This is a genomic window from Bartonella sp. AD328YNZD, assembly GCF_042196425.1.
The window spans coordinates 1-2,011 of sequence record NZ_JBHIQG010000035.1 but is presented as its reverse complement, the minus strand read 5'-3'; the positions used below and the strand labels follow the sequence as shown (position 1 = coordinate 2,011).

Here is a 2,011-nt window from a genome sequence, read left to right as displayed (position 1 = left end):
CTTCACTTAAAGCAAATTGACTAATTTTTGCACGTGCAGTTCCTTCAACCAAAACCTTTACAGTACCATCAGGAAGCTTTAAAAGTTGAAGAATATTAGCAAATGTACCAATATGATAAATATCCTCTGATTTTGGATCGTCATCAGAAGCATTTTTTTGTGTCACCAAGAGTATTTGCTTATCAACCGCCATCGTTTCTTCAAGAGCACGAATTGATTTTTCGCGACCCACAAAAAGTGGAACAATCATATGGGGGAAGACAACAATATCACGAAGAGGTAAAACAGCATAAACCCCATCTCTTACTTCATCTGTCTTTTCATCAATATATTGCATAACTCTCCTTTCTGGAGCCTATGAGCTATCTACAACAATTAGCCCACCTGTAGAAAATCTCAGCTCTTCACTGTACATGAAGTGGTAATTACTCATACATAAATCAAGCATTATAATGATATTATTAGAAATACCTATCAAATACCGTTCATTACCACCTTTTATATTGCGCATCGCACAATGTCATGCTGATACATTTTCTTTATCTTCTGCACGTTCTGAGTAAATATAAAGAGGACGCGCTTTCCCATCAACGACATCACTCGAAATAACCACTTTTTGAACGCCTTCAAGAGCCGGTAGCTCAAACATCGTCTCAAGAAGGATCTTCTCCATAATAGAACGTAAACCACGAGCACCAGTTTTACGTTCAATTGCTTTCTTTGCAATAACACGTAAAGCATCTTCATGAAATGCTAACTCAACATTCTCCATTTCAAAAAGACGCTGATATTGCTTTACTAACGCATTTTTAGGTTGGGATAAAATTTGCATGAGGGCGTTAACATCTAAATCCTCTAAGGTGGCGACTATAGGAAGCCGCCCAATAAACTCTGGTATTAAACCAAATTTTATAAGATCTTCAGGCTCTAAATCACGAAAAATTTCACCGACACAACGCTCATCCGGAGCCTTAACAGTCGCAGAAAAACCAATAGAAGTTTTTTCACCACGCCCTGAAATAATCCGTTCTAAACCTGCAAAAGCTCCCCCACAAATGAATAAGATGTTTGTGGTATCAACCTGAAGAAACTCTTGTTGCGGATGTTTACGTCCACCTTGTGGAGGAACAGAAGCAATCGTTCCTTCCATAATCTTTAATAACGCTTGCTGAACTCCTTCTCCCGAAACATCTCTTGTAATAGAAGGATTATCTGCTTTACGAGAAATCTTATCAACCTCATCAATATAAACAATACCACGCTGCGCACGTTCAACATTATAATCTGCTGCTTGAAGAAGCTTCAAAATAATATTTTCAACATCTTCTCCCACATAACCCGCTTCAGTCAAAGTGGTCGCATCCGCCATCGTAAAAGGCACATCAATAATACGTGCTAATGTTTGTGCAAGATAAGTTTTACCACAACCCGTTGGACCAACAAGAAGAATATTTGATTTAGTTAACTCAATATCATTGCTTTTAGACTGATGCGCCAACCGTTTATAATGATTATGAACAGCAACAGAAAGAACACGCTTTGCATGCTGCTGACCAATAACATAATCATCAAGAACTGTTATAATTTCCTGTGGCGTAGGAACACCATCACGCACCTTAACCCCAGAAGACTTATTTTCTTCCCGAATAATATCCATGCAAAGCTCTACACATTCATCACAGATAAATACAGTAGGCCCCGCAATGAGCTTACGCACCTCATGCTGACTCTTGCCGCAGAACGAGCAATAGAGAGTATTTTTTGATTCGTTCCCGCTATTGCTAATTTTGCTCATTTTTCTTTCCTTTCACCACGATATATGAACACTTCGCCTTTTCAAAGGAAGCTTTTCATCATGAAAACTAAAAGACATATAGAAAACCATGCATGTCTCAATATTTTTAGGTGTTTCTCTAAACTTTGCGATATTTTTATAAAACTCTTTATTTTAAAGTAGCTATTTTTTCTATAAAAATTCTTAATCTTTTTCTTCTTTTTCAGTTTCTGCACG

General features: G+C 37.5%; 3 protein-coding genes. 1 reads left to right on the top strand and 2 read right to left on the bottom strand.

Annotated elements, in window-relative coordinates; all coding sequences use genetic code 11:
* On the bottom strand, positions 1-232 hold a 232-nt coding region (locus ACFIO3_RS03100), incomplete at its 3' end, for an LON peptidase substrate-binding domain-containing protein (RefSeq protein WP_375704097.1).
* Between ACFIO3_RS03100 and ACFIO3_RS03095 the strand changes: the two genes are divergently transcribed.
* The gene (locus ACFIO3_RS03095) at positions 192-293 is read left to right on the top strand and encodes a hypothetical protein (RefSeq protein WP_375669811.1); all 102 of its coding nucleotides are present in this window, start codon (positions 192-194) and stop codon (positions 291-293) included. The genes ACFIO3_RS03100 and ACFIO3_RS03095 overlap by 41 nt on opposite strands.
* 227 nt (positions 294-520) lie before the next feature.
* Here ACFIO3_RS03095 and clpX read toward each other — a convergent pair whose 3' ends face one another.
* Positions 521-1,795 (bottom strand): ATP-dependent Clp protease ATP-binding subunit ClpX, encoded by a 1,275-nt coding sequence (clpX, locus tag ACFIO3_RS03090; RefSeq protein WP_375606240.1) that lies wholly within the window; start codon positions 1,793-1,795, stop codon positions 521-523.
* Positions 1,796-2,011 lie beyond the last annotated feature (216 nt).